Genomic DNA, 20,995 nt, shown 5'->3' with positions numbered 1-20,995 from the left:
CCCCCCCAGCCCCTGCGGGCTGATCTGTGCCTGGCGAATCGGATCGGCCTGCAGGCCGATCCGTGTCAATCCTTCAAATAAATATCCAGTCGCTGCGCCGCATTGCGCAGGTGCGTTTCGGCGGCGTGGGCGGCGGCGGCACCGTCGCGCGCCTCGATGGCGTCGAGAATCTGGTGGTGCTCGGTCTGCACGGCCATCACCAGATCTTGATGGTGGGTGACCGTGTTGGTGCGGGCCTGGCGGATGAGCCCGCGCACGTGCTGTTCGAGGTATTCGTTGAGCGCGATGAAGTGCGGGTTGTGCGTGGCATCGCAGATGGCCTGGTGAAAGGCGTAGTCCTCGCTGTCGCCGGGCTGGTCGTTGAGAATGGCGTATTCCATGCCCACCAGCGCGCGGCGGATTGCTTTCAGGTCGGCGGACGTGTGGCGCACGGCGGCGTGCCGCGCGGCGGCGGATTCGAAAGCCACCAGCAGCTCGATGATGTGCTCGATGGCGTCGTGGTCGTCGAGCGCCGTGCTGGAGAGCCGGAACGACTGTCGCGCGCTGCGCGCGTTGACGAACACGCCGCGCCCCTGGTGCGAACTGACCAGGCCCTCGGATTTCAGCTGGGAGATGGCCTCGCGCACGACCGAGCGGCTGACGCCGAATTGCTCGCACAGCTGTTTTTCGCTGGGCAGCTTGCTGCCCTCTGTGAGGCGATTCTGCTCGATTTCGTCCTTGAGCCAATCGACGATGCCGGTCGTCAGCGGCTGCGTGGGTGTATCCATGTTCCTGGTCGTCATATGCAAGGGGCTTTGGCCAGTATTACACGATATACAGGCCGCCGTTCACGTGCAGCGTCTCGCCCGTGACGAAGCTGGCCAGGTCGGAGCACAGGAAGGCGATGACGCTGGCCACTTCGGCCGCCGTGCCAAAGCGCTTCATGGGCGTGTTGTCCAGCAGCGCCTGACCTTTCTGGCGCATCAGGGGCTCGGCCATGGACGTGGCGATGATGCCGGGCGCGACGATGTTCACCCGGGTTCGGGGGGCCAGTTCGAGCGCGAGGCTCTTGCTCAGGCTGCTGACGGCCCCCTTGGAGGCTGAGTAGTGCGCGTGGCCCAGGCTGCCGCGGTGCCCTGCCAGGGATGACAAGGTGACGATGGCGCTGTGGTCGGTGAGGTGCGGGATGACGCTGCGGCACATGTAGAAGGTGCCGTCCAGGTTGATGCTCATGAGCTTGCGCCATTGCTCGTCGCTCATGTCCTCGACGCGCTGTTCCGGGTAGATGCCCGCCGAGTGCACCAGATAGTCGATGCCGCCGTGGTGCCGGGCCACGGTTTGTGCCAGCTGTCGGCAGGCCTGGGCGTCGGCGACGTCCACTGTGTGAGTGGAGGTGCCGCCGGGCGCCGCCGCCAGTTCGTGGGCCAGGGTGTCGAGCGCCTGGGTGGAGAGATCGCACAGGGCGACGTTGGCCCCAGCCAGGGCCATCTGCCGGGCCACCTCGCGACCAATGCCGCCGCTGGCGCCGGTGATGAGTACGGTTTTGCCGGTGAAAGAAATCATGTGGGTCTCCTCTTAGGGTTATTCCTAATGCTGTTCAAGCGATTGAAAACAAACGAATAATTCTTGTTGATCGAGAATTTGTCGCTCGTGCCACGGACTTTCGTTGACAAGCAATTTTCGACCTGACTAGAATTCTACAACTTGTCTGATAAGTGAAGCAAACATATCAGACAAGCATACATATGGATGATTACACAGGAGTGGCAGGAGTGAAGTACACAAAGATTGCAGCAATGATGTCGGTGTGCGGCTTGCTGGCCGTCGGCACCGTCCAGGCCGAACCGCTGAAGATCGCCTTGGTTGAAACTTTGTCCGGCCCGCAGGCCTCGACCGGGCTTCTGTACCGCACGGCGGTCAAGTACGGGCTGGAAGAAATCAACCAGGCGGGTGGCTGGGATGGCGCGCCGGTCGAACTGGCCGAATACGACAACCAGGGCGGGCCCGCGGGCGCGTCCGACAAGGTGAAGGCGGCGATTGCCGGTGGCGCCCGCGTCATCATCCAGGGCTCGTCCTCGGCGGTGTCGGGACAGATCACGGAAGACGTGCGCAAATACAATCTGCGCAACCCGGGCAAGGAAGTGCTCTACCTGAACATGGGCGGTGAGGCGCTCGAACTCACGGGCGACAAGTGCCACTTCTACCATTTCCGCTTCACCACCAACGCCCCGATCCGCGTGAAGACGCTGGTGCATGCCATGAAAGACGCGGGCGACCTGGGCACCAAGGTGTTCTCCATGAACCAGAATTATTCCTGGGGCATGGACATGCAAAAGGCCATCCAGGGCTTTGCCCAGGAGGGTGGCTACACCGTGGTCGAATCCGTCCTGCACGACGTCAACAAGATCCAGGACTTCGCGCCGTACACCTCCAAGATTCGCGCCAGCGGTGCCCAGACGGTGATCACCGGCAACTGGTCGAACGACCTGCTGCTGCTCATGAAAAGCGCGCGCAATGCGGGCCTGAACGTGCGCTTTGGCACGGTGTTCCTCGACCAGCCGGGCAATCTTGCCAACGCCGGTGAAACCGCGCTGGGCCACTACGTATCCACGGCCTTCAACCTCGGCCTGAACGACAAGACCGAGCAGTTCGGCGAGGCCTACAAGGCCAAGACCGGCCACTACCCGACCTTCATCGAGCCGCAGACGGTCTTTGGCATGGAAATGTTGGGCCAGGCGCTGAAGAACACGCCCGCCAAGGACGGCGCGATGCCGGTCAGCCAGCTGGCCCTGAACCTCGAACAGGTGAAGCTGCAGACCCCCATGGGCGAGCAGACCATCCGCGCGGCGGATCACCAGGTGGTGCTGCCCATCGTGGTGTCCAAAGTCAGCAAAGAGGCCAAGTACAAGGCCGACGACACCGACATGGGCTTTCTGGCCGTGAAGACCTTCACCGGCGAAGAAGCGGTCAATCCGGTGGAATCCACCTGCAAGATGAAGCGCCCCGCCTGATCCGGTAGCCGGGGCCGCCGCTGAAGGCGGCCCCGGCTGTCATCGTCTCCAAAAAAACGTCGTCCATCGCGCATGGCCTGGCCCTCGGCCCGGCGCTGCGCTACGGGGAATCCGCATGGAATTTTTCACCATCTCCTTGCTCAATGGCGTGATCTACGGATTGCTGCTGTTCATGGTGTCGGCTGGCCTGACACTGATTTTCGGCATGATGGGGGTTCTGAACTTCGCGCACGCGGCCTTCTACATGCTGGGGGCCTATCTGGCCTACAGTCTGCAGAAAGTGCTGGGGTTCTGGCCCGCCATCCTCCTGTCGCCCGTGCTGGTCGGGATCATCGGCGGCCTGGTCGAGCGCTACATGCTGCGCCGCGTGCACCAGTACGGCCACGGGCACCAGCTGCTGCTGACCTTCGGCGTGTCCTTCATCATCACCGAGCTGGTCAAGCTGTTCTACGGCAACTACCCGGTGGACTACCAGGTGCCGGCTTCGCTCGATTTTTCCGCCTTCAGCATCTTCGGGGCCAACTACCCCTTCTACCGCCTGCTGATCGGCGGCACGTCGGTGCTGATGTTCGCCCTCATCTACCTGCTGCTCACGCGTACCCGCGTCGGCATCGTGGTGCGTTCGGCCGTGTTCAAACCGCGCATGGCCGAGGCGCTGGGACACAACGTGCCCATGGTCTTCATGGGGGTCTTTGCCGTGGGCTCGGCGCTGGCCGGGCTGGCCGGCGCCGTGGCCGGGGCGTTCTATACGACCAATCCGAACATGTCGCTCGAACTGGGCGTCATGGTCTTCGTCGTCGTGGTGGTGGGCGGCCTCGGCTCGCTGGGGGGCGCCATGGTGGCCTCGCTGCTGATCGGCTTGATCACCTCGTTTGCCGTGGGCGTGGACTACAGCCTGGCCGACGGCCTGGGGCTGCTGGGCCTGGGCGATTGGGCCCGGCACGTGGGCGGCCTGCTGACGCTGAAAGTGTCGTCGCTGGCGGGCACCATCCCCTTCGCCCTGATGTTGCTGGTGCTGATGGTGCGCCCCTCCGGGCTGATGGGCAATCGGGAGTAAAAAATGATGTCAAGCCGTATTTTGACGCTGCTGGTGTTGCTGGCCTTGCTGGTGCTGGCGCCCCTGTACCTGCCCACGGCCCTGGTGAACGCCGGCATCCAGATGCTGATCGCCGCGCTGTTTGCCACGGCCTTCAACGTGCTGGCCGGGCAGGGTGGGATGCTGTCGTTCGGCCATTCGGCCTATTTCGCCATCGGCACCTTCGCCACGATCCACGCCATGAATGCCGTCGAGCAGATCGCCGGTTTTCCCACGCCGCTGTTGCCGCTGGCCGGACTGATCGGCGGCGGCCTGCTGGGCGTGGTGGCGGGCTGGTTCTCCACCCAGCGCAGCGGTGTCTACTTCGCCATGGTGACGCTGGCGCTGGCTGAACTGCTGCATTCGCTCGCGCCGCACCTGAGCGGCATCTTCGGCGGCGAGGGCGGGGTGTCGGCCATGCGCATGCCGGCCTGGGGCCTGGATTTCGGCTCATCCATCCAGGTGTACTACCTGACGCTGTTCTGGGTGGTGCTGGGGGTGGCGCTGCTGTTCTACTTCACCCGCACGCCGCTGGGGCGCCTGTGCGAGGGGCTGCGCGAGAACACGCACCGCCTGCGCTTCATGGGCTACGACGTGCACCGTCTGCGGCTCATGGTGTTCACCGTGTCGGCCGCCTTCTCGGGCCTGGCCGGGGCCTTGCTGGCCATGAACAACGAGGCCGCCAACTACGTGCTCTTCGACATGAATTTGTCGGCGCAGGTGGTGCTCAATGCCTACATCGGTGGCATCGGCGCCTTCTTCGGCCCAGCCCTGGGCGCGGCAGTCATGACGTTCTTCGGCTATGCCGTGTCCGACCTGACGCGCACCTGGCTGCTGTACCAGGGCGTGATCTTCGTGCTCGTGATGATGTTCATGCCCGCCGGGCTGTTCAGCATCGGCAAATGGTGGCGCCGCTACAGCGACCGCCATTCGGCGCGCCAGCTGGGCACGGTACTGGCGGGCTGGAGCGCCGCCTGCGTGCTGGGCGCCATCGGGCTGGTCTTCATCGTCGAGGTGCTGGCCGTGATCCTGGCCCAGGATTATCAATCGCTGCTCGTGGCCGGACAGCCGTGGCCCGCCATCCGGCTCTTTGGCCTGTCCCTGCTGCCGGGGCAGACGTGGGTGTGGCTGGTGCCGCTGGCCCTGATGGTGGCCGGGGTGCTGGGAGTGCTGGGTGTCAGCCGCCGCTGGGCCCGCTTGCGTGAGGAGTATGCATCATGAGTCAGGTACATCAGAGGGCGGCCTCGGCCCCGATCCTGCAGCTGTCCGGGGTTCACAAATCGTTTGGCGAGACGCAGATCATCCGTGGGGTGGACTTGTCCCTCATCGAGGGCGAGCGCCATGCCATCATCGGGCCCAACGGCGCGGGAAAATCCACGCTGTTTCACCTGATCTCGGGGCAGCTGCAGCCCACCAGCGGCACCATCACGCTGCAGGGGCGCGAGATCCAGGGCAAGACGCCGCGCGCCATCAACCAGATGGGGCTGGCCCGCTCGTTCCAGATCACCAACATCTTCCCCGGACACAGCGTGTTCGAGAACCTGCGCTTCGGGCTGCTGCGCCGCTATGGCCTGCAATACAACTTCTGGAGCCGTGTGAACCAGGCACGCCAGATCACCCGGGAAACCGAGCAGCTGCTCGACGAGCTGCGCCTGCTGCGTGCGCGCGATGTGCTGGCCGGCGAGCTGTCGTATTCCGAACAACGCTCGCTGGAGATCGGCATGGCGCTGGCCTCCGATCCCAAGGTGGTGCTGCTCGACGAGCCCATGGCCGGCATGTCGCGCGAGGAAACCGACTACACCGTGGGCCTCATCCGCGAACTGACGGCCACGCGCACGCTGATGATCGTCGAGCACGACATGGACGTGGTGTTCTCGCTCAGCGACCGCGTGAGCGTGCTGGTCTATGGCCAGATCATTGCCACCGGCACGCCCGATGAGATCCGCAACAACCAGCAGGTGCAGGAAGCCTACCTGGGCACGGAGGTGAGCGTATGAGCACCGGTCAGACGATACCGTCCGCGGCGCAGCCCTTGCTGTCGGTGCGCGGTCTGCACGCGCATTACGGCAAGAGCCATATTTTGCGTGGGCTCGATTTCGAAGTGGGGCGCGGCAAGGTGCTGAGCCTGCTGGGCCGCAACGGCGCGGGCCGCTCCACCACCCTGAAGGCGTTGATGGGCCTGGTGCCCCCGAGCGCCGGGCAGGTGCGCTTCGACGGCCACGAGCTGGCGGGCATGCAGCCCTATGCTATTGCCCGCCGTGGCATGGCGTTCGTGCCCGAAGAGCGCGACGTCTTTGCCAACCTGAGCGTCGAGGAAAACCTGGTGATGGGCATGCAGCCGCCCCGCAAGGGGGCGGCCCAGTGGACGATCGAGCAGATGTTCACGTATTTTCCGCGCCTCAAAGAGCGACGCAACACCCTGGCGGGCAATCTGTCGGGCGGCGAGCAGCAGATGCTGACCATCTGCCGTTCTTTGCTGGGCAACCCGCAGCTCATCATGATCGACGAGCCCACCGAAGGCCTGGCGCCCAAGATCGTCGAGGTGGTGGGCGAGGCCATCGAAGACATCCACCGGCATGGTGTCTCGGTCATCCTGGTCGAACAGAAACTCACCATCGCCATGAAGATATCCACCGACGTCTGCCTGCTGGGACACGGCCACATCGTGTTCAGTGGCACGCCCGGCGAACTTACCGATCAACCCCAATTGCTCAAGGACTGGCTGGCCGTATGACGACTCCCTACACACTCGATACCCTGCAGGGGCTGGCCCGCGGCCAAGGCTTCGCGGGCCTGCGCGACAAGGTCGTGGTCATCACGGGCGCGGCCAGCGGCATCGGGCTGTCCATGGCACATGCCTTTGCCGCCGTCGGCGCGCGCCTGGCGCTCATCGACCTGAACGGCGCGGCCCTGGAGGCCGCCGCACAGGGGCTGCAACAAGCCGTCCCCGATGCGCGGCTGGCGTGCCACGTAGCCGCGGTCAACGACGAAACCGCCGTGGCGCAAGCCTTTGCCGCCATCGACGCGCAGTGGGGGCAGGTGGACGTGTTGCTCAACAACGCCGGCATTTCCATGAACTGCCCCACGCTCGAACTCTCGGGCGAGGCCTGGCGCAAGGCGGTGGACGTCAATCTCAACGGCGTGTTCTATTGCGCGCAGGCGGCGGCCCGCCGCATGGTGGCGCGCGGCCAGGGCGTCATTCTCAACATGGCGTCCATGTACGGCGTGGTGGCCGCCCCCGAGCGGGCGGCGTACTGCGCCACCAAGGCGGCGGTGGCCATGCTGACGAAGTCCCTGGCCATCGAATGGGGCCCCGAAGGGGTGCGCGTCAACGCCATCGCGCCGGGCTACATCCGTACCGCGCTGGTGGACGATCTCGTGGCGCGCGGCCGCATGGATCTCGACGCCCTGGTGCGCCGCACGCCCAGCGGCCGCCTGGGCACCCCCGAAGAAATCGCCGCCCTGGGCCTGTTCCTGGCCTCGGATCATGCCGCCTTCATCAACGGCCACGTGGCCCTGGCCGATGGCGGCTGGTCGGCCTACAGCTATATCTGATCATCTCGTGGAGAGCACTCATGTCTAAACTTATTTCGCTGTCTCCCGCCGCCCCGTGGGCCGAATTGCGCGTCACCGAGGCCGACTGGAAAGCCGCCGACCCGGCTGTGCTGGGCACTTTGCTGGCGCACATGCACCTGATTCGCGCCTTTGAAGAAACCGTGGTGGGCCTGGCCCTGGACGGCCTGGTGCACGGCCCGGCGCACTCCAGCATCGGCCAGGAAGGCGGCGCCGCCGGGGCGCTGGCGATGCTCACGGCGGCCGACCAGGTCAATGGCTCGCACCGCGGGCACCACCACTTCCTGTCCAAGTCGCTGGCCTACCTCATGCCGTCCGGCGTGGATCCGCGCGCCGCACTGACCCAGCCCGTGCAAGCCCTGCTGCAGCGCACGCTGGCCGAGATCCTGGGCCTGTCGCAGGGCTTTTGCCATGGCCGTGGCGGCTCGATGCACCTGCGCTGGGAAGAAGCCGGCGTCACCGGCACCAACGCCATCGTGGGCGGCGGCGTGCCGCTGGCGGCGGGTTCGGCCTGGGCGCAGCGCCATGCGGGCAGCGATGCCGTGGCGGTCACCTTCTTTGGCGACGGGGCCGTCAACATCGGCTCGGTGCTGGAAACCATGAACCTGGCCGCCGCCTGGAAGCTGCCGCTGTGCTTCTTCATCGAGAACAACCGCTACGCGGTGTCCACCAACGTCGAGGAAGCCACCGCCGAGCCGCGCCTGTCGGCGCGCGGCCTGGCCTTCAACATCCCCAGCTGGAAAGTGGACGGCATGGATGTCTACGCCGTGCACCTCACCATGCAGCGCGCCCTGGCGCACATGCGCGCGGGCAAGGGCCCGGTGGTGATCGAGGCCGACGTCTACCGCTACCTGCACCAGAACGGCGGTTTCCCGGGCAGCGCCTTTGGCTACCGCAGCAAGGAAGAAGAAGCCGCCTGGCGCAAGCGCGATCCGCTGGATCACCTGGCCGCGCGCATGCAGGCGCTGGGCATGATCACCGCCGCCGAGGTCGAGGCCTTGCGCGCGCGCATGCAGGCCGCCATGCAGCAGGCGGTGGACGCCCTGACCGAGGCCGACCCCGCGGGCAAGGCGGGCAAGAAGCGCATCCGCCCCGAACTGTGGCCCGATCCGGGGTTTCGCGACGTGGGTCTGCGCGGCGACCTGCGCGAACTCGACGGCGCCCGCTGCGAGGAGGAATCCAGCTTCCAGGGGGCGCTGCACGAACGCAAGTTCATCGACGTGATCGCCGATACGCTCGATCGCCGCATGGCAGCCGATGAGCGCATCGTCGTGCTGGGCGAGGACGTGCACCGCCTGAAGGGCGGCACCAACGGCGCCACGCGTGGCCTGAAAGACAAGTACCCCACGCGTGTGCTGGGTACGCCCATCAGCGAGAACGCCTTCGCGGGCCTGGGCGGTGGTATGGCGATGGACGGGCGCTTCCGGCCGATCGTCGAATTCATGTATCCCGACTTCCTCTGGGTCGCGGCCGACCAGGTCTTCAACCAGATCGGCAAGGCGCGGCACATGTTCGGTGGCGACAGCAAGATGCCGCTGGTGCTGCGCTCAAAGGTGGCCATGGGCACGGGCTATGGCTCGCAGCACTCGATGGACCCCGCCGGTATTTTCGCCACCAGCCCCGGCTGGCGCATCGTGGCGCCGTCCACGCCCTTTGATTACGTGGGCCTCATGCATGCCGCGCTGCAGCTGGAAGACCCGGTGCTCGTCATCGAGCACGTCGATCTGTACGCCAGCAGCGGCCTGGCGCCGGTGGACGATTTCGACTACCAGACCGCCTTTGGCAAGGCCGCTGTCCGGCGCGAGGGTTCGGCGCTCACCGTGCTGACCTACCTGTCCATGGTGCGCCACTCGCTGGAAGCCGTCGAGCAGACGGGCGTGGACGCCGAGGTGATCGACCTGCGCTGGCTGGATCGGGCCAGCCTCGATTGGGAAACCATCGGTGCCAGCATCCGCAAGACCAACAACGTGCTCATCGTCGAGCAGGGTGCGCGCGGCACGTCGTACGGCGCCTGGCTGGCCGACGAAATCCAGCGGCGCTTCTTCGACTGGCTCGACCAGCCGATCCAGCGCGTCACGGGTGGCGAGGCCTCGCCCAGCATTTCCAAAGTGCTGGAGCGCGCCGCGTGCGCGCGCACCGAAGAGGTGGTCGAGGGGCTGGAGCGGGTGATGCGCGAACAGGGCGCGCCCCTGCGCCCGTGAGGCCGATGCTGCTCGTATCCCCTATCGACGCCCTTGCTGTCGTCGTACGTCAGGCAAGGGCAATCATGATCAATCTTGAACAAGGAGGGCGGTGACATGGCCGTTCTATTACAGATGCCCGAGGTGGCTGCCAATATGGAATCCGCCACCATCGTGGCCTGGAGCAAGGCCGAGGGTGACCCGGTGGCCGTCGGCGACTGCCTGGCGGAGATCGAGACCGACAAGGCGGTCATCGAGTTCAACGCCGAATCCGACGGGGTACTGGGCAAAATTCTGGTGTCCGCGGGCCAGGCGGCGGCCGTGGCCGCGCCCATCGCGGTGCTGCTGTCCCCCGGCGAAACAGACGCGGATGCGGCGGCTTTGATGGGGCAGGTGCGCGATGCGGCAGCGGCCCAGGTGGCTGCGCCGCCGTCGGCCCAAGCAGCCGGTGCGGGTGTGTCGCCTGCCGCTGGCGCGGCAGCCTCTGTTTCGGCGGCGTCGCTGGCCGACGCGCAGCAAGGCCGCGTGTTCGCCAGCCCCTTGGCGCGTCGCCTGGCCGCTGACGCAGGTTTGGCGCTGCAGGGCTTGCCGGGCAGCGGGCCGCATGGCCGCATCGTGCGGCGCGACGTGCAGGCCGCCTTGCAGCAGCCTCGGGCACCCGTTGCGACCGCAGCAGCTGGCGCCGCCACCGCGGGTGCTGCCGCGCAGGTTGCCGGCACGGCAGCCGCCTCAGCGACAGCGGCCGATCAGCCCGGCGTGACGCGCATCCCGCACACGGCCATGCGCCGCACCATTGCCCGCCGCCTGCTGGAGAGCAAGACCACGGTGCCGCATTTTTACCTGCGTGCCGACTGCCGCATGGACGAGCTGCTGGCCTTGCGCCAGCGCATCAATGCCAGCGTGGCACAGCGCATCTCGGTCAACGACCTGATCGTCAAGGCGGCGGCCGTGGCGCTGGCCGAGCTGCCACAGATGAACGTCAGCTGGACAGACGACGCCTTGCTGCAATACGACGCGGTGGACGTGTCGGTGGCTGTGGCCACCGAGTCTGGCCTCATCACGCCCATCGTGCGCCAGGCCGACCAGAAGGCGTTGTCGGCCATCAGCACGGATATCGCCGACCTGGCGGCCCGCGCGCGCGAGGGCCGCTTGCAGCCGCACGAGTACCAGGGCGGCAGCTTTACCGTCAGCAACCTGGGCATGCACGGCGTCACCGAGTTTGCCGCCATCATCAACCCGCCCCAGGCCGCCATCCTGGCCGTGGGCGCCACCGAAAAGCGGGCCATCGTCGATTCGGAAGAGCAGGTTTTCGTCGCCTCCATGATGACGGTGACGCTGTCGGTCGATCACCGTGCCATCGATGGCGCGCTGGCGGCCCGCTGGCTGAAGGTCTTCAAGCGCCTCATCGAGGCGCCCATGAGCATCTTGATCTGAGGGCACCATGGCACAGACTGCATATGACTATGACGTCGCCGTCGTCGGCGCGGGGCCCGGCGGTTACGTCGCCGCCATCCGTGCGGCGCAGTTGGGGCTGCGCACGGCCCTGATCGAAAAGGCCGACCTGGGCGGCATCTGCCTCAATTGGGGCTGCATTCCCACCAAGGCGCTGCTGCGCTCGGCCGACGTACTGCGCCTTGCCCGCGCGGCGGCGCAGTTTGGCGTGCAGGTGACCGAGCCGCGCGCCGACCTGGCCGCCATGGTGGCCCGCTCGCGTCAGGTGGCGGGCCAGCTGCAGCGCGGCGTGGCGCACCTCATGAAAAAGCACGGCGTCGAGGTTATCCGCGCGCAGGCCAGCCTGGCCGGGCGCGGCTGCCTGAACCTTGCCGCCGTGACGGGTGACCAGACGCCGACCCGGCTGCGGGCCAAGTCCATCATTCTGGCAACCGGCGCGCGCGCCCGTGAGCTGCCGGGGCTGGCGCCCGACCCGGCTTCGGTCTGGTACTACCGCGAGGCCCTGGCGCCCACGTTTCTGCCCCGGCGCTTGCTGGTGGTGGGCGCGGGGGCCATCGGCATCGAGTTCGCCAGCTTCTATCACGCCCTGGGCGCGCAGGTGCAGGTGGCCGAGATGGCCGAACACGTCCTGCCCGCAGAAGACGTCGAGGTCAGCGTCCACATGGAAGCCTCCCTGCGCAAGCAGGGCATCCGCCTGCACCTGGGCACGCGCATCACGGCCACCCGCCGGGTGGCGGGGGCCTGGCAGGTGACGCTCGAAGGCCACGAGCAGCCCTGCGACGTGGACGTGATCCTGGTGGCGACCGGCATCCAGGGCAATGTCGAGCAGCTGGGGCTGGAGCGCACCGCTGTGCGCGTCGAGAAGACGCACATCCTGACGGACGCCTGGTGCCAGACTGGCGAGCCCGGCGTCTACGCCATCGGCGATGTGGCCGGAGCCCCCTGGCTGGCGCACAAGGCGTCGCACGAGGCCGTCCTGTGCGTGGAAAAGATCGCCGGGCTGGATACGCACCCGCTGGTGGCCGCGCGTGTTCCGGCGTGCACCTACAGCCATCCGCAAGTGGCCCACGTGGGCCTCACCGAAGCGCAGGCGCGCGCCAACGGGCGCGCCGTCAAGGTGGGCAAGTTTCCCTTCGTGGCCAACGGCAAGGCCATCGCGCTGGGCGACACCGAGGGCTTCGTCAAGGTGATCTTCGACGACGCCAGCGGCGAGTTGCTGGGGGCGCATATGGTGGGGGCGGAAGTGACCGAGATGATCCAGGGCTATGGCATTGCCATGGGGCTGGAAACCACCGAGGCCGAACTCATGCAGGCCATTTTCGCGCATCCGACGCAATCCGAAGCCATGCACGAGGCCGTGCTGTCCGCTTACGGCAGAGCCTTGCACGTCTAGTGCGCTGTTTGTCGGGTTTGCGTGCCCGCCCCGGTATCCGTGGCGTGCACGCTGCGTTGTACTGATGGGCAATTGCCGTTGCTGACGCACACATGGGATGCCGCAGGCCGCCCTGTGGCATGGATGTTCGCCGGGTGGTGACTCCTGTGCGTCGTTTTTATGTGCGACAACATAGGGTTTTACATATTTGAAGCGCTTCATAATTGGTGCTAAATTTGAAGCGCTTCAATTTTGCGAGCGAGACAATGAAACTGATCGATCATGGGAAGGGTGGCGACGCGGCGTGTCTGCGGCTCGTCGAGGCGCCTGTGCCCCGGCCCGGCCCCGGGCAGGTGCTGATTGCCGTCCAGTATGCCGGCGTCAACCGGCCCGACGTGCTGCAGCGTTCGGGCTCTTATCCGCCGCCCGCCGACGCTTCACCTTATCTGGGGCTCGAAGTGTCGGGCCGCGTGTCGGCGGTGGGCGAGGGCGTCACCCAGTGGCAGCTGGGCGACGCCGTCTGCGCGCTGACGCCGGGTGGCGGCTACGCCGAATACTGCGTGGCGGACGCCGGCCACTGCCTGCCGGTGCCCAAGGGTCTGACGATGACGCAGGCCTGTGCCCTGCCGGAAACCTATTTCACGGTCTGGACCAACGTCTTTCAGCGCGGGCGCCTGCAAGCGGGTGAAAGCGTCCTCATCCATGGCGGTTCCAGCGGCATCGGGCTCACCGCCATCCAGCTGGCCAAGGCCCACGGCGCGCGCGTGCTCACCACCGTGGGCAACGCGGCCAAGGCGCAGGCCTGCCGCGAACTGGGGGCCGATGTGGCCATCCAGTATCGCGAGCAGGATTTTGTGGATGTGGTGGCGCAAGAGACCGGAGGGCGCGGCGTGGACATGGTGCTCGATATGGTGGGTGGTGACTACATCCCGCGCAACGTGCGCTGTCTGGCCCTTGAAGGGCGGCTGGTGCAGATCGCCTTCCTGCAGGGCAGCCAGGTCGATTTCGACTTCATGCCCATGATGCTGCGCCGCCTGACACTCACGGGCTCTACCTTGCGGGCGCGCCCGGCGGCACAAAAATCGGCCCTGGCCGCCGAGGTGCACAAGCACGTCTGGCCCTTGCTGGAGCAGGGCCAGTGCCTGCCCGTCATCCACCGCGTGTTTGCCATGGATCAGGTGCAAGAGGCGCATCGCCTCATGGAAAGCAGCCAGCACATTGGCAAGCTGGTGCTCGACATCGCGGGAGAACAGCATGCGGCATGAAGATCGGGTCGTTCTGGTGACGGGCGCAACGGGCGGCATCGGCAGCGCCCTGGTCGAGCGCTACCTGCGCGAGGGCGCGCGCGTGGGCCTGGTCGATCTGGATGACGCGCGCGGCCAGGCTGCCGTGCAGGCCTGGCGCCAGCAGGGGCATGCCGTCAGCTTCGCGGCGGCGGATGTCAGCCGGTACGACGCCTGCGCGGCGGCCGTCGAACAGATTCGCGCCGAGCTGGGCGAGATCGACACCCTGGTGAACAACGCGGGCATTTCACCCAAGCACGATGGGGCGCCGTCGCCGGTGCAGGCCATGGACGCGCTCGAGTGGGATCGCGTGGTGGGGGTCAACCTGAACAGCGCGTTCTACCTCACGCGCCTGCTCGCGCCGGGCATGATCGCCCGGGGGTTTGGCCGCATCGTGTCCATGTCGTCGGTGGCGGGCAAGGTGGCCATCAGCAGCATCGTGGGCGCGCACTACAGCGCCACCAAGGCGGCGCTCATCGGCTTCACTCGCCACGCCGCCGCCGAGCTCGGGCCCCACGGCATCACCGTCAATGCGCTGGCGCCGGGGCGCATCAGCACGCCACTGCTCAGCACCGTGGCCGATGCGGCCAACCAGGCCGTCATCCGCGAAACCGCGCTGCGGCGCCTGGGCAAGCCTAGCGAAGTGGCCGACGTCTGTGCCTTTCTTACGTCGAACGAGGCGGCGTTCGTCACCGGCCAGGTGGTGGACGTGGCGGGCGGCTGGTTGATGACCTGAACGCAGGCGCATAGACCCCCGGCCAAACCACCCGTGTCCCGTTTGGTTGAACCGTATATTTAAATTCGGATGGATACGCGGCATGGCTGCATCAGCGACGAATTTAGGCACGAGTATTAACCAATACGGGATCCCGGATAGGGGCCGATCAAGACTGATGGAGCGACTTTCTCATGATCAACGGAAACACCCGACTCTTCGCCATTGTGGCCGACCCCATCGCGCAGGTGCGCACGCCGCAAGTGCTCAATGCCTACTTCGAGGCGCGCGCGCTCGATGCCGTGCTGGTGCCGGTACACGTGGCGCCCGAAGGCCTGGCCGCCGTGGTCGAGGGCTTTCGCCGCACCCGGAACCTGGACGGCTTCATCGTCACGGTGCCGCACAAGACGGCGGTGGCGGCCTTGTGCGACGCGCTGGGCCCGGCGGCCCAGGCCACGGGCTCGGTCAACACCGTGCGCCGTGACCCTGATGGCCGTTTGGTGGGCGACATGTTCGATGGCGCCGGTTTCGTGCAAGGCCTGCGCACCCAGGGTCATGATCCGGCGGGCAGGCGCTGCCTGCTGCTGGGGGCGGGCGGCGCGGCCGGGGCCATTGCGTTTTCGCTGGCGCAGGCGGGGGCCGCGCAGGTGGTCGTCGCCAACCGCACGCGCGCCAAGGCCGATGCCGTCGTGCAGCGTGTGCGCCAGGCCTTTCCGCAGGCCGATATCCAGGCCGGAGACGCCGACCCACAGGGCTATGACGTGGTCGTCAACGCCACGTCGCTGGGCATGAAGCCGGACGACCCCCTGCCGCTGGCGATCGACCGGCTGCAGCCGCACACCCTCGTGGCCGAAATCATCATGAAGCCGGAACTGACCCCCTTGCTTGCCCAGGCGCAGGCGCACGGCTGCCCGGTGCACTTTGGCCGCCACATGCTCGACGAGCAGGTGCGGCTGATGGCACGTTTCATGTTGCGGGATTGAGGCATCGAGCGGGGCGGACATGCAAGAGTATGACTACGTCATCGTCGGCGGCGGCACTGCGGGCTGCATCCTGGCCAACCGCCTGACGGCGTCCGGCAAGCACCGCGTGCTCTTGCTGGAGGCGGGCGGCGAGGGGCGCGGGTTCTGGATTCCGATTCCCGCAGGCTTCAGCAAGCTGCTGGTCGATCCGCGTTTCAACTGGCGCTTCGAGACCGCGCCCGAGCCCAACACCCTGGATCGCGTCATTGCCGTGCCGCGTGGCAAGGGCCTGGGCGGCTCGTCGCTCATCAATGGCATGATCTACGTGCGCGGCCAGCCCGCCGACTACGACCACTGGCAGGCGCTGGGAGCCCATGGTTGGGGTTGGTCAGACGTCGAACCCTATTTCCGCAAGCTCGAAAACTACGCCCAGGGCGGGGCCGCGCGCGGACACGACGGGCCCATGTACCTGAGCGAGGTGGGCGAGCGCCACGTTCTGGCCGACGCCCTGCTGGCCGCCGCCGCCCAGGCGGGCCAGCCGTATAACGCCGACTACAACGCGGGCGAGCAGGAGGGCTTTGGTTATTACCAGGTGCTGCAGCGCCAGGGTCGGCGCTGGAGCGTCACCCAGGGCTATCTCGATCCGGCGCGCGGCCGCGCCAACCTGACGGTACACACCCAGGCCCAGGTGCTGGGGCTCGACCTGGACGAGGCCCAGCGCCGCTGCGTGGGGGTCAGTTACCTGCACAATGGACAGCGCGTGCAGGTGCGCGCCCGGGCCGAGGTCATCCTGGCCGCCGGCACGGTGCAGTCGCCGCAGATCCTCGAACTCTCGGGCATTGGCGATCCGGGCGTGCTGCAGTCCATCGGCGTGCCGGTGCGCCATGCCCTGCCCGCCGTGGGCGAGAACTACATCGATCACTTCTGCACGCGCATGAACTGGCGCGTGCGGCACACTCAGACGCTCAATGAGCTTACACGCGGTTGGCGGCTGGGGCTGGCGGTATCCGAGTATTTTGCCCGCCACACCGGCATCCTGACGCTGGGTACGGGCCTGGTGTTTGGCTTCGTGAAAAGCCACCCCGATCTGCCCGCACCCGACGTGCAGTATTTTTTCATGCACGCCAGCTATGCCAATGCGGCCGAGCGCAAGCTCGATCACCGCCCCGGCATGACGCTGGGTGTGGCCCAGTTGCGGCCGCAGTCGGTGGGCAGCATTCACGCGCGCAGCGCCGATCCCAACGTCGGCCCGGTCATCCGGCCCAACTTTCTCGATTGCGTGGGCGACCAGGACAGCCTCATCGGCGGCATGCGGCTGGCGCGCCGCATCATGGATCAGCCCGCCATGGCCCGCTACGTCGAACAGGAACTCAGCCCGGGCGCGCAGACGCAGTCGCGCGACGATTGGCTGCGCTTCGCCCGCGAAAACGGCCAGACCATCTACCACCCCATCGGCACGTGCCGCATGGGTTCGGATGCCGCCAGCGTGGTGGATACCGAGCTGCGCGTGCGCGGGCTCGACGGCCTGCGCGTCGTCGATGCTTCGGTCATCCCGGCCATGGTGTCCGGCAATACGCAGGGGGTGGTGATGATGGTGGCGGAAAAGGGCGCCGATCTCATTTTGCAGGCCGCCGCCCGCTGATTGCGAATTCGGGGGCTTGCCGCCAGAAGGCGTCCAGGGAAACGTTTTACTTGGACAGCAGGCGCATTGCCTGTTCCAGGCCGTCGATCGTCATGCCGAACATGCGCTCGTGCATCAGCTCGCGCACCAGGGCAATCGACTGACGGTACTGCCACGAACCGGAGGGCTCTGGGTTGAGCCACACGGCGTGCGGCCAGTGGCCCAGCAGACGCTGCAGCCAGGTTGCCCCCGTCTCGGTATTGTGGTGCTCGATCGAGCCGCCCGGGTAGAGCAGCTCGTAGGGACTCATCGAGGCGTCGCCCACCAGGATCAGGCGCCAGTCTTCGCCATGGCTGCGCAGCAGGTCTTGCGTGTCGATGCGCGTGCTGCGGCGGCGTTCGTTGTGGCGCCAGACCGATTCATATGGGCAGTTGTGGAAATAGAATACTTCCAAGTGCTTGAATTCGCTGCGCGCCGCTGAAAACAGCGCTTCGATGCGGGCGATGTGATCGTCCATGCTGCCGCCCACGTCCAGCAGCATCAGCACCTTGACCGTGTTGTGGCGCTCGGGCACCCAGCGCAGGTCGAGCAGGCCGGCTTGTTCGGCGGTGCCGCGGATCGTGCCGGGCATGTCCAGTTCCAGGGCGGCGCCCTGGCGCGCGAAGCGCCGCAGCCGCCGCAGCGCCATCTTGAAGTTGCGCGTGCCCAGTGCCTGCTGGTCGTCGTAGTCGCGGTAGTGGCGCTGTTCCCAGACCTTGACCGCCGTGCGGTTGCCCGCCGAGGGGCCGCCGATGCGGATGCCCTCGGGGTGGTAGCCGCCGTGACCATAGGGCGAGGAGCCGCCCGTGCCGATCCATTTGCTGCCGCCCGCGTGGCGTTCTTTTTGTTCGGCCAGACGCTCGCGGAACATCTCCATCAGGCGATCCCAGCCGTATTTTTCCAGCGCCGCCTTTTCGGCATCGCTGAGATGCTTGCGGAAGGTTTGCATCAGCCAGTCGGCGGGAATGTCCGCACCCTTGCCCGCGCGGGCTTGCAACTGGCCGATGAAGCTGGCAAAGACCCGGTCGTAGCGGTCATAGCGGGTTTCGTCCTTGACCAGCGCCATGCGCGCCAGGTGGTAGAAATCTTCCGTGCTGGTGGGGGCGGCGGGGCTGCTCAGCAGTTCGAGCAGGCTGAGGTATTCCTGGGTGGAGACCGGGATGCCGGCCGCGCGCAGCTGGGTGAAGAAATCGATCAGCATGGGGTGCTCGATGGGAAGCGCCTAGCGCCCACCGCGCTGGGTGAGCGCGGCGAGCCGCCGCAGCAGGCCGAGGTCTTGCTCGTTCTTGAGCAGGGCGCCGGCCAGCGGCGGGATGTCCTGGCGGGCCAGTGTTTCGGGGGCGACGGATTCCGCCAGCAGCAGGCGCAGCCAGTCGAGAAACTCAGAGGTGGACGGGCGCTTTTTCAGGCCGGGCACCTCGCGCAGGCGAAAGAAGACATCCAGCGCGGCGCCGAGGATGTCGGCCCGCAGCTCGGGAAAGTGCACGGCGACGATGTCGCTGAGCGTGGCGCGGTCGGGAAACTCGATGTAGTGAAAGAAGCAGCGCCGCAAAAAGGCGTCGGGCAGGTCTTTTTCGTTGTTCGAGGTGATGATGATGAGCGGCTTGTGGCGCGCCTGGATGGTCTGCCGGGTTTCGTAGACGTGGAATTCCATGCGGTCGAGTTCGCGCAGCAGATCGTTGGGAAATTCGATGTCGGCCTTGTCGATTTCGTCGATGAGCACGACGCTTGGCGCTTCGGCTTCAAAGGCCTGCCACAGTACCCCGCGCACGATGTAGTTGCCGATGTCGTGCACCGAGGCGTCGCCCAGCTGCGAGTCGCGCAGCCGCGAGACGGCGTCGTATTCGTACAGCCCTTGCTGTGCCTTGGTGGTGGACTTGATGTGCCACTGCAAGAGCGGGCGGCCCAGGGCCTGCGCCACTTCTTCGGCCAGCATGGTCTTGCCCGTGCCGGGTTCGCCCTTCACCAGCAGGGGGCGCTGCAGCACCAGGGCGGCGTTGACGGCCATCTTCAGGGCATCGGTGGCGACGTAGTGCTCGGTTCCCTGGAAGCGGGGAGAGGCGTTGGAGGCGGTGGGGGTGGTCATGATGTCCCGGAAAAGAGGGTGAAAGGTGGCGGGCGGCCCATGCTGTATCAGGGTTTGCTATAGGGTTCAACCGTTTAAGGCTGTCTGTATCAGGTAACTATCGTACAATCGGTAGGCCTCATCGGTCAGGGTTTGAGGGTGGCCGATGCCGACACTAAAACACGAAACACGAGACAAGAGGCCATATGAAGTCAGTCAGATTGACGCGTCATGGTGCGGTCGCCAGTGTGGTGGCATCGTTTCTGGTAGCCGGTTCGGCCCTGGCCGCAGACCCCCCCGCCGTTCAGGGCAATGCGCAGGCGGGTTCTCAGAAAGTATCCATGTGCATCGGCTGTCACGGCATTCAAGACTACCGCGCAGCCTACCCCGAGTTGTACCACGTGCCCATGATCGCCGGCCAAAACGCGGCCTACATCGTCGCGGCGCTTAAAGAATACGCCAGCGGGGCCCGCTCGTTTCCCACCATGGATGCCATCGCGCAGTCCCTGTCGCCTCAAGACATGGCCGATGTCGCTGCCTACTATTCCAGTCTCAAATAGGAAGCCCCCATGCGAACCGTCTCGATTGCTCTCCTGGCCCTGGGCCTGATGTCCGCGGGCGCGCAGGCCGCCGATCTTGCCGCTGGCCAGGCCGCCTTCCAGAAATTCACCTGCTTTTCCTGTCACGGGGCCGACGCCAAGTCACCCATCCAGCCCGATTACCCCATTCTGGCCGGCCAGCACCGCGACTACCTTGCGCATGCCCTGGTGGCCTATCAGCGCGGCCAGAAGGGCGAGCCCGCCTCGGCCAACGTGCGCAAGAACGCCGTGATGGGGGCCATGGCGGCGCAGCTGTCGGCCAGCGACATCGACAACATCACTTCATGGCTGGCCACCTTGCCTTCGCCGCTGTCGGTGCACCCGGACAGCTTCAAATAGTCCGGCTACGCGGCGCTGGGCGCTTGCGCGCGGCATCTCAGCCAACGGTCAGCGCTGTCCGGGCGTGGTGCCAAGTGTGTTCTTTGCTGGCGACCGGGCGTCAGCGCCCGCGGCTGGCGTAGCGCCGGATCAGATCCAGATAGTGGTCATTGTCCAGCGGCGTGCCCAGCCGCTGGGCTTCCCAGACGACCTCGCCCAGCGCGTCCATGATGACGTGGGCGGCTTCGTGTTCGTCGTGCGTCTGCAGCAGGGTGTTCCAGGCCGCGCGGATGCCGGGCGGGTGATCGATCGAAATCTGTTCCTGGATGGCCAGGTGCATCGACAAGTGCAGGAAGGGGTTGGTGCGCCCTGCTTCGACGGGGTATTCGCGCGCTGCGGCCTCGGGGTCTTGCAGGTCGTCGTGGTATTCGGGATGGCGCTCGACCAGATCCGCGGCCATGGTCTCGAGCGGGGTCAGCACCCCGCCCGTGCGTCGCTTGCGCCAGGCCTCAGTGAAAAACTCGCGAACTTGCTCTTTGGACGGATTGAACATGCGGCGGCCAGCGGAAAGATGAGAACGATACACTCATTTTAGCGGCCTGGCGCGGCTATCGCCCGCCGGGCGGGATCAGTAGAATACAGGCGTGACCAGGGGGGCTGCGGTGCCCGTGGCATCGGGTGTACGGCGCCGGAGTGGCGCCAAGGCCCGGATCGGGCCGCAGCGCATTGGCAGGCAGAACGTGAGCGTCTT

Annotated in this window: 20 protein-coding genes; 15 read left to right on the top strand and 5 right to left on the bottom strand. The window is 66.4% G+C overall.

What is annotated here, in order from left to right; translation table 11 throughout:
- Positions 1 to 65: 65 nt before the first annotated feature.
- Positions 66 to 767: a FadR/GntR family transcriptional regulator gene (locus CCA01S_RS03365; protein ID WP_232304960.1), complete on the bottom strand. Its 702-nt coding sequence runs from the start codon at positions 765 to 767 to the stop codon at positions 66 to 68.
- Positions 768 to 804: 37 nt separating this feature from the next.
- Complete coding sequence (locus CCA01S_RS03360; RefSeq protein WP_066454035.1) at positions 805 to 1,542, bottom strand: SDR family NAD(P)-dependent oxidoreductase; 738 nt, start codon at positions 1,540 to 1,542, stop codon at positions 805 to 807.
- Positions 1,543 to 1,751: 209 nt separating this feature from the next.
- Here CCA01S_RS03360 and CCA01S_RS03355 point away from each other — a divergent pair, with 209 nt between their 5' ends.
- The 13 genes from CCA01S_RS03355 (at position 1,752) to CCA01S_RS03295 (ending at position 17,244) form a co-directional block, all read left to right on the top strand.
- On the top strand, positions 1,752 to 2,990 hold the full coding sequence (locus tag CCA01S_RS03355) for a branched-chain amino acid ABC transporter substrate-binding protein (protein ID WP_373278651.1): 1,239 nt from the start codon (positions 1,752 to 1,754) through the stop codon (positions 2,988 to 2,990).
- A gap of 115 nt (positions 2,991 to 3,105) precedes the next feature.
- The gene (locus CCA01S_RS03350; protein ID WP_066454030.1) at positions 3,106 to 4,047 is read left to right on the top strand and encodes a branched-chain amino acid ABC transporter permease; all 942 of its coding nucleotides are present in this window, start codon (positions 3,106 to 3,108) and stop codon (positions 4,045 to 4,047) included.
- 3 nt (positions 4,048 to 4,050) lie between these two features.
- Positions 4,051 to 5,286: a branched-chain amino acid ABC transporter permease gene (locus tag CCA01S_RS03345; RefSeq protein ID WP_084386409.1), complete on the top strand. Its 1,236-nt coding sequence runs from the start codon at positions 4,051 to 4,053 to the stop codon at positions 5,284 to 5,286.
- Positions 5,283 to 6,062, top strand: coding sequence for an ABC transporter ATP-binding protein (locus CCA01S_RS03340; RefSeq protein ID WP_066454027.1), 780 nt, complete (start codon positions 5,283 to 5,285; stop codon positions 6,060 to 6,062). Before CCA01S_RS03345 ends, CCA01S_RS03340 begins: the two co-directional genes overlap by 4 nt.
- Entirely contained in the window at positions 6,059 to 6,799 is a 741-nt protein-coding gene (locus tag CCA01S_RS03335; protein ID WP_066454024.1) for an ABC transporter ATP-binding protein, read from the top strand. The genes CCA01S_RS03340 and CCA01S_RS03335 overlap by 4 nt, the downstream gene beginning before the upstream one ends.
- Complete coding sequence (locus CCA01S_RS03330; RefSeq protein ID WP_066454021.1) at positions 6,796 to 7,620, top strand: SDR family NAD(P)-dependent oxidoreductase; 825 nt, start codon at positions 6,796 to 6,798, stop codon at positions 7,618 to 7,620. The genes CCA01S_RS03335 and CCA01S_RS03330 overlap by 4 nt, the downstream gene beginning before the upstream one ends.
- Positions 7,621 to 7,640: 20 nt before the next feature.
- Entirely contained in the window at positions 7,641 to 9,839 is a 2,199-nt protein-coding gene (locus tag CCA01S_RS03325) for an alpha-ketoacid dehydrogenase subunit alpha/beta (protein WP_066454018.1), read from the top strand.
- Positions 9,840 to 9,935: 96 nt separating this feature from the next.
- A complete protein-coding gene (locus CCA01S_RS03320) occupies positions 9,936 to 11,252 on the top strand; it encodes a pyruvate dehydrogenase complex dihydrolipoamide acetyltransferase (RefSeq protein ID WP_066454098.1) in 1,317 nt (438 codons plus the stop codon).
- Positions 11,253 to 11,259: 7 nt separating this feature from the next.
- Positions 11,260 to 12,663 carry a dihydrolipoyl dehydrogenase gene (lpdA, locus tag CCA01S_RS03315; protein WP_066454015.1) on the top strand — a complete coding sequence of 468 codons (1,404 nt, stop codon included), beginning with the start codon at positions 11,260 to 11,262 and terminating at the stop codon, positions 12,661 to 12,663.
- Positions 12,664 to 12,908: 245 nt separating this feature from the next.
- Entirely contained in the window at positions 12,909 to 13,907 is a 999-nt protein-coding gene (locus tag CCA01S_RS03310) for an NAD(P)H-quinone oxidoreductase (RefSeq protein WP_066454012.1), read from the top strand.
- Positions 13,897 to 14,661 carry an SDR family oxidoreductase gene (locus CCA01S_RS03305; protein WP_066454010.1) on the top strand — a complete coding sequence of 255 codons (765 nt, stop codon included), beginning with the start codon at positions 13,897 to 13,899 and terminating at the stop codon, positions 14,659 to 14,661. Before CCA01S_RS03310 ends, CCA01S_RS03305 begins: the two co-directional genes overlap by 11 nt.
- A 173-nt stretch (positions 14,662 to 14,834) precedes the next feature.
- Positions 14,835 to 15,623 carry a shikimate dehydrogenase family protein gene (locus CCA01S_RS03300; RefSeq protein ID WP_066454008.1) on the top strand — a complete coding sequence of 263 codons (789 nt, stop codon included), beginning with the start codon at positions 14,835 to 14,837 and terminating at the stop codon, positions 15,621 to 15,623.
- Positions 15,624 to 15,642: 19 nt separating this feature from the next.
- On the top strand, positions 15,643 to 17,244 hold the full coding sequence (locus CCA01S_RS03295; RefSeq protein WP_066454005.1) for a GMC family oxidoreductase: 1,602 nt from the start codon (positions 15,643 to 15,645) through the stop codon (positions 17,242 to 17,244).
- A 46-nt stretch (positions 17,245 to 17,290) separates the two neighbouring features.
- Here CCA01S_RS03295 and CCA01S_RS03290 read toward each other — a convergent pair whose 3' ends face one another.
- Together CCA01S_RS03290 and CCA01S_RS03285 are read right to left on the bottom strand one after the other, a co-directional pair.
- Positions 17,291 to 18,463 carry a vWA domain-containing protein gene (locus CCA01S_RS03290; RefSeq protein ID WP_066454001.1) on the bottom strand — a complete coding sequence of 391 codons (1,173 nt, stop codon included), beginning with the start codon at positions 18,461 to 18,463 and terminating at the stop codon, positions 17,291 to 17,293.
- A gap of 21 nt (positions 18,464 to 18,484) precedes the next feature.
- A complete protein-coding gene (locus CCA01S_RS03285; RefSeq protein WP_066453998.1) occupies positions 18,485 to 19,348 on the bottom strand; it encodes an AAA family ATPase in 864 nt (287 codons plus the stop codon).
- A gap of 185 nt (positions 19,349 to 19,533) precedes the next feature.
- Here CCA01S_RS03285 and CCA01S_RS03280 point away from each other — a divergent pair, with 185 nt between their 5' ends.
- Together CCA01S_RS03280 and CCA01S_RS03275 are read left to right on the top strand one after the other, a co-directional pair.
- A complete protein-coding gene (locus tag CCA01S_RS03280; RefSeq protein ID WP_066453995.1) occupies positions 19,534 to 19,887 on the top strand; it encodes a c-type cytochrome in 354 nt (117 codons plus the stop codon).
- Between the two features lie 9 nt (positions 19,888 to 19,896).
- The gene (locus CCA01S_RS03275; RefSeq protein ID WP_066453993.1) at positions 19,897 to 20,265 is read left to right on the top strand and encodes a c-type cytochrome; all 369 of its coding nucleotides are present in this window, start codon (positions 19,897 to 19,899) and stop codon (positions 20,263 to 20,265) included.
- A gap of 100 nt (positions 20,266 to 20,365) precedes the next feature.
- Here CCA01S_RS03275 and CCA01S_RS03270 read toward each other — a convergent pair whose 3' ends face one another.
- A complete protein-coding gene (locus CCA01S_RS03270; RefSeq protein WP_066453990.1) occupies positions 20,366 to 20,797 on the bottom strand; it encodes a DUF1841 family protein in 432 nt (143 codons plus the stop codon).
- Between the last annotated feature and the right edge of the window lie 198 nt (positions 20,798 to 20,995).

The organism is Castellaniella caeni NBRC 101664 (assembly GCF_001592225.1).
GTDB classification, from domain to species: Bacteria; Pseudomonadota; Gammaproteobacteria; order Burkholderiales; family Burkholderiaceae_B; genus Castellaniella; species Castellaniella caeni.
This window is presented reverse-complemented; position numbering and strand designations above follow the sequence as displayed.